The sequence below is a fragment of the Phenylobacterium sp. genome, from assembly GCF_031425575.1.
In the GTDB taxonomy this organism is placed as follows: Bacteria; Pseudomonadota; Alphaproteobacteria; order Caulobacterales; family Caulobacteraceae; genus Phenylobacterium.
In genome coordinates this window covers 1-5,867 of sequence record NZ_JANPJP010000298.1, presented here as the reverse complement: position 1 = coordinate 5,867, position 5,867 = coordinate 1, and the positions used below count along the sequence as shown (strand labels likewise).

7 protein-coding genes are annotated in these 5,867 nt (G+C 69.5%); 1 reads left to right on the top strand and 6 read right to left on the bottom strand.

The genetic code is table 11. The features are described 5' to 3' along the window. Positions 1 to 286: 286 nt before the first annotated feature. Positions 287 to 1,273, bottom strand: coding sequence for an RluA family pseudouridine synthase (locus RMO97_RS16725; protein ID WP_310542158.1), 987 nt, complete (start codon positions 1,271 to 1,273; stop codon positions 287 to 289). Next, positions 1,270 to 1,653: a fluoride efflux transporter CrcB gene (crcB, locus tag RMO97_RS16720; RefSeq protein ID WP_310542157.1), complete on the bottom strand. Its 384-nt coding sequence runs from the start codon at positions 1,651 to 1,653 to the stop codon at positions 1,270 to 1,272. The genes RMO97_RS16725 and crcB overlap by 4 nt, the downstream gene beginning before the upstream one ends. A gap of 119 nt (positions 1,654 to 1,772) precedes the next feature. Between crcB and RMO97_RS16715 the strand changes: the two genes are divergently transcribed. Continuing rightward, a complete protein-coding gene (locus tag RMO97_RS16715) occupies positions 1,773 to 3,008 on the top strand; it encodes a hypothetical protein (protein WP_310542156.1) in 1,236 nt (411 codons plus the stop codon). Here the strand turns inward: RMO97_RS16715 and RMO97_RS16710 are convergent. The 4 genes from RMO97_RS16710 to RMO97_RS21600 all read right to left on the bottom strand — a co-directional run bounded on the left by RMO97_RS16710 (position 3,005) and on the right by RMO97_RS21600 (position 5,850). Further along, positions 3,005 to 3,493 carry a CC0125/CC1285 family lipoprotein gene (locus RMO97_RS16710; protein WP_310542155.1) on the bottom strand — a complete coding sequence of 163 codons (489 nt, stop codon included), beginning with the start codon at positions 3,491 to 3,493 and terminating at the stop codon, positions 3,005 to 3,007. The genes RMO97_RS16715 and RMO97_RS16710 overlap by 4 nt on opposite strands. Before the next feature lie 82 nt (positions 3,494 to 3,575). Further along, positions 3,576 to 4,334 carry an RluA family pseudouridine synthase gene (locus RMO97_RS16705; protein WP_310542154.1) on the bottom strand — a complete coding sequence of 253 codons (759 nt, stop codon included), beginning with the start codon at positions 4,332 to 4,334 and terminating at the stop codon, positions 3,576 to 3,578. Next, entirely contained in the window at positions 4,331 to 5,638 is a 1,308-nt protein-coding gene (locus RMO97_RS16700; protein ID WP_310542153.1) for a replication-associated recombination protein A, read from the bottom strand. Before RMO97_RS16700 ends, RMO97_RS16705 begins: the two co-directional genes overlap by 4 nt. Before the next feature lie 50 nt (positions 5,639 to 5,688). Beyond that, positions 5,689 to 5,850 (bottom strand): PDZ domain-containing protein, encoded by a 162-nt coding sequence (locus tag RMO97_RS21600; RefSeq protein ID WP_409035330.1) that lies wholly within the window; start codon positions 5,848 to 5,850, stop codon positions 5,689 to 5,691. Positions 5,851 to 5,867 lie beyond the last annotated feature (17 nt).

Sequence of the window (5,867 nt, the reverse complement as noted above, 5' to 3'; positions counted from 1 at the left end):
ATCAGGGCCTGAGGAGGCCGTCTCTGGCCTCGCGCCGAAACGCCGCCTCCATCGCCCGGCCTCACTGAACGGCCATCGACCAAACTCCCCCATGGGTGCGTCAGCGCGTTTACACACAGCCTCCACCCGTTGTGGACATTCTCAAGGTCTGCTTCTCGGCGAGAGTCATGCCGAACACCCGCGAGCCCGAAGAACATCCCCAGGGGTACCAAGCGTCTCTGACCCCTAGAACCTGACAGCCTGACGTGGGAACCGGCCCGTCACGTTCCCACGACAAGACTCGGCTCTACTTGCGGCCCCGGCGGAACGGCTCTGGGTCGGCCTCATGCTCGTCGAATCCGAAACGGCCGAAGCCCTCCTTCATCTCCACGCTCAGGGGCGCCTCCAGCACCAGGGTCCCGCTCGACGGGTGCGGCAGGCTCAGGCGGCGCGCGTGCAGCTGCAGCTTCAGCGGCCCCGACAGAACCTTGGACTCTGGCGTGTTGTACTTCGGATCCCCCAGGATCGGATGGCCCATGGCCAGCATGTGAGCGCGCAGCTGGTGGGTCCGGCCGGTGTGGGGCCGCAGGGCCATCCAGGCCGCGCGAGGTCCCGCCCGGCTGATGGTGACGAACTCCGTCTCAGCCGGCTCGGCGCCCGGCTCCTTGGGCTGGGCGGGCACCACCATCTCCCGGTCGCCGATCCCCTTCTTCACCAGGGGCAGCTCCAGCACGCCTTCGCCGGGCTTGGGGAAGCCGATGACGATGGCCCAATAGGTCTTCTGGGCCTTGCGCCGCGCGAAGGCGCCGGCCAGCTTGGCCGCCGCGCCCGGCGTCTTGCCCAGCACCAGGACTCCCGAGGTGTCGCGGTCCAGACGGTGGACCAGGCGCGGCCGCTCCAGCCCCTCTCCCCAGGCGCTCAGCAGCCGGTCGATATGTTTGTGAGTCTTGGTCCCCCCCTGCACGGCCAGGCCGGCGGGCTTGTTCAGAACCAGGACCTCATCGTCCTCATAGAGCACCAGGCTCTTGGCGTAGGCCGCCTCGCGGGCGTCGATGCCCTGGTCGGCGCGCGCGCCCGGCTCCGGCGGGTCGGGCAGCGGCGGCACCCGCACCTGGGCCCCGCCCGACAGCCGGGTGTCGGGCTTGGCTCGGCCGCCGTCGACGCGGATCTGGCCAGAGCGGGTCAGTTTCTGGATCTGGATGTGGTTCAGGTGCGGCCAGCGGCGCTTGAACCAGCGGTCCAGGCGCACCCCGTCCTCACCGGCGTCCACGAACAGGGTGCGTACCTCCTTCACGCGAACACCCGCCGCGCCAGGATCAACCCCACGAACAGCCCCGTCACCGAGAGCAGCACCGAGGCCAGGGCGTAGCTGGCCGCCACGCCATAGGCGCGCCGCTCGATCATGAGCGCGGTCTCCAGCGAAAACGCCGAGAAGGTGGTGAAGCCGCCCAGGACGCCGACGCCCAGCAGCAGCCGCAGCTTCTCCTGCTCGACCCCGCCCCTGAAGGCCAGGAAGCCGGCCAGCAGCCCCATCAGCAGGCCGCCCGCGATATTGGCGATGAAGGTCCCATGGGGCCAGCCGGCGCCGAACCATCGCAGGGCCTGGATCCCCAGGCCATATCGCGCCACCGCGCCGGCCGCGCCGCCCACGGCCACTAGAAGCACCTTGTCCATCGGCTCCTTATGCGACGGCCCAAGGGCGGCGTCGAGACGAGGAAGCGGCGCCGCAACGCCCGGTTAAGCGTGGGCCCCCATAATGGGGAGGTCGCTGTCATTTTCCTGGTCGTTTGCGCGTGTTTTCTGGCGAGTCCAACAGTATCGAACGTATCACCGCCGGCGGGGCCGCCGCGGCGCTCGAACGGCTGGCTGGAACTGATCTGGTGGAGCGCGGCTGCGTCACCATCATCAGCGTAGACGCCATCCGCCAACGCTCCGGCGACCGCTGGCCACGCAAGCGTGACGCCGTCTGGGCCTATGTCGGAAAGCGCTTCGACGAGCACCTGGCCTATCAGGACATCCGTCACCGCATCGGCGAGACCGACTTCCTGGTGGCCGTCACCTCCGAGGAGGGCGTCGCCGCCCAGGCGCTCAGCCTGAAGATCCTGGAAGAGGCCCTGCTGTTCTTCCTCGGCGTCGCCGATCCCGCCGACATGAGGATCCGCGCCGTCAGCGCCATCAACGGCCAGGAACTCGCCTGCACCGACATCGACCCGGCCGGCGTCACCGCCCATCGTCCGGCGCCGCCCGAGGACCTGATGATCTCGGCCTATCGCACCACGGTCGATCCGGTCGAGGAGCGCCGGCGCAACCCCGTCTCCTTCGTCACCGCCTCGGGCCAGAACCTGCGCATCGACTACAGCGTCGAGGAGGCGGTCAGCCTGCGCCACAAGGTGACCGCCGCCCTGCGGATCGAGCCCACCGTCACCCACATCGCCAGCGGCCGCCCCGTCCCGGCCCGGGCCTTCGCCAAGCTGTCGGACGACGACATCGCCTTCATCGACCGCGCCTCCCTGGACTACGCCGCCCTGTTCGTCGGCCCGGAAGACCGGCCGCAGCCGCTCATCCTGCCGCTCTCCTTCCGCACCCTGTCGACGCGCAAGGGCCGTCAGGCCCTGATCAGCGCCGAAGGCCTCCCGCCGCAGCGGGTCAAGGTCGGGATCATGGTCGAACTCATCGACGTGGATCGCGGCACGCCGGAGGCCCGGCTGCTGGAGGTCACCGGCCTGGTGGGCCAACTGTGCAAGGGCGTGCTGGTCCGCCTGCACCCCGGCCGCGACGTCGTCGGGCCGGTGAAGGGCGCGCGGCTCCAGGGGCTCACCGTGGCCGCCGCCGACCTGGCCGGCACCGACAGCCAGGTGGCCAGCCATATGCTGAACCTGGCGTCTGAGGCTCGGGGTCGGGCCGCCGTCCTGATGATCCACGGCCTGACGTCAGAGGGTTATCTGGACGTCGCCCAGGTGGCCGGCTTCACCCACGCCTCCCTCAGGGTGACGCAACAGCTACAGGCGCTAGAGCAGCCAGCGGCCTAGGTCCGCGGCCCGAGCGCGCTGCGCAGGCCGCGTGCGTCATAGACGTCCACGCCGGGAGGCTTCTCACCCTTGCCCATCACCACCTCGATGGTCTCGGCGAGCGCCGGTCCGCCGCCGAGGTCAAAGCTGGTGCCGAGGCCGATCCCGACCCCGCCGCCCCGGCCATAGCTGCCGCCGCCCGTGCCGAGCGACACCCGCGGACCGCTGCCGCCCCCGGCCAGCCGCGTCATCCGATCCGACACCTGGAACCAGTCATAGCCGTCCGCCAGGGCGATATCGGCGGCCCGCAGCAGGGCGTAGTCGGACACCTGTTCGGGCGATCCGCCGGGACCGCCCCGGAAGGTGACGCGGTAGCGGCCGGGCTCGATCCGGTAGGAGGAGAAGCCCACGGCCTCGCGGCCGTTGGCGGCGGTGTAGACAGTGGGGGCGCTGGCGCAGGCGGACAACCCGGCGCAAAGGGCGGCGGTGAGCAGCAAGCGTTTCATCGGGCGGACTTTCAGTCTGGGCGAAAGTCTTGCGACTTACAGGGCTTGGCGTGAGAACGGCCAGCCCCGGCCTCCGTTCCGGTCAGGGTTCGGTCAGACCGATCGCCGCCAGCACCGCCGCCATGTCCGGCGGCGTCGGCGCCTCGAGCCTCTTGGTCCCGCCCTCGGGGTGCGGAAACGACAGGGCGCCGGCGTGCAGCATCAGGCGCGGCACCGGCTGGCCGCCCACCGCCAGGGCCCCGCCATAACGGGCGTCGCCCGAGATGGGCCGCTGGATCGAGGCCAGATGCACCCGCAGCTGGTGCATGCGACCGGTGTCAGGCGACAGCTCCAGTAGGGCCGCCACCGAATTGGATGAGAGGGTCTTGTACCGGGTCTTGGCCGTCTCGGCGTCCGGGTGATCGGGCGGGCAGACCCGCATGAAGGCCTCCCGACCCGCCTCGTCCCGACGCAGGGGAACCTCGATGGTCCCGCCCGCCGGATCGGGCGCCCCCGGTGTCACGATCGCCCGGTAGGTCTTGGAGAACCGGCGTCCCATCATCGCCTTGCCGAGGAACCCGGCCGCGGGCTTGGTCTTGGCCGTCAGGATGACGCCTGAGGTGTCGCGGTCCAGCCGGTGGATCAGGCGGGGTCGCGCCTTGCCGGGCTTGGCGAAGGCCCACAGCATCTCGTCCAGCGTATGCACCTGTCCCCGTCCGCCCTGGCTCGACAGCCCCGCCGGCTTGTTCAGCGCCAGGATGTGCGGGTCCTCATAGATCACCAGGCTGCGGACAAGGGCGATCTCGTCCGGCGTCAGGACCACCGGCTTGGCCTCGGCCTTGGACTTCGGCGGAGACCTCACCGGCCCTCGCGCTCGGCCCGGATCGCCGCCCAGCGTTCCAGCCGGTCCTTGATGCGCGCTTCCGAGCCCTGGTCCTTGGGGTGGTAGAAGCTCTGCCGCGCCATGCCCTCGGGGAAGTAGTTCTGACCCGAGAAGCCTTCCTCGGTGTCGTGGTCATAGGCGTAACCCTTGCCGTAGCCGAGGTCCTTCATCAGCTTGGTGGGGGCGTTGCGGATATGGGCCGGCGGCATCAGGGACCCGGTTTCCTTGGCCGACCGCATGGCCGCCTTGTAGGCCACATAGACTGCGTTGGATTTCGGCGCGGCGGCCAGGTGCACCACCAGCTGGGCCAGGGCCAGGTCCCCCTCCGGCGAGCCCAGGAAGTCGTAGGTGTCCTTGGCGGCGTTGGCCAGCACCAGCGACATGGGATCAGCCTCGCCGATGTCCTCCATCGCCGCCCGGATCAGCCGCCGCGCGATGAACAGCGGGTCCTCGCCCCCCGTCAGCATGCGCGCCAGCCAGTACAGGGCCGCGTCCGGATCCGACCCTCGGATCGACTTATGCAGGGCCGAGTTGAGGTTGTAGTGCTCCTCCCGATCCTTGTCGTAGGCCGGACTCCGCTTCTGAAGAATTTCCCCCAAGGCCTTGATCGACAACGGCTTCACCGTTCCGATATTGAACAATGTCTCGGCCAGGGTCAGCAGGTAGCGCCCATCCCCGTCGGCCAGGGCCACCAGGGCGTCGCGGGCCTCAGGCTCAAGCGGCAGCGCCTTACCCTCATGGGCCTCGGCCTTGTCCAACAATGTGCCCAGCGCTTCGTCGTCCAGCCGCCTCAGCACATAGACCTGCGACCGCGACAGCAGCGCCCCGTTCAGCTCGAAGGACGGGTTCTCTGTGGTCGCCCCCACCAGGGTCACGATCCCCTCCTCCACGAAGGGCAGGAAGCCGTCCTGCTGGGCGCGGTTGAATCGGTGGATCTCGTCGACGAACAACAAGGTCGATTGCCCGGCCGAGCGTCGCATCTTGGCGGCTTCGAAGGCCTTCTTCAGGTCCGCGACGCCCGAGAACACCGCCGACAACTGCTGAAACTCGTAGCCCGCCTCCTTGGCCAGCAGCCGGGCGATGGTGGTCTTGCCGGTGCCGGGCGGGCCCCAGAGGATCATCGACGACAGGCGTTTGGCCTCCGCCATCCGCCGGATCGGCCCCTCGGGCCCCAGCAGGTGATCCTGGCCCACCACCTCGTCCAGCTTCTGCGGACGCAGACGGTCCGCCAGCGGCGAGGGTGCGTGCGGCGTCAGACCCGCGGCTTCGAAGAGGTCGGCCATGCAAGGGGATATAGCTCTCCCTCGCCGCCATGGGGAGGGAGAAGCCGGTCCTACGTCCGGAAGTTGGCCGTGATCTCCTGGCCGGCGCGCACAATGGTCACCTGCCACTGGCCGCCATTGCTGCTGACGACGCCGACGAGGTCGCGCACCGAGTTGATGTCGCGGCCGTTGACCCGGCGGACAATGTCGCCCGGACGCAGGCCCGCGTTCATGGCGAAGCCCCGGCCCA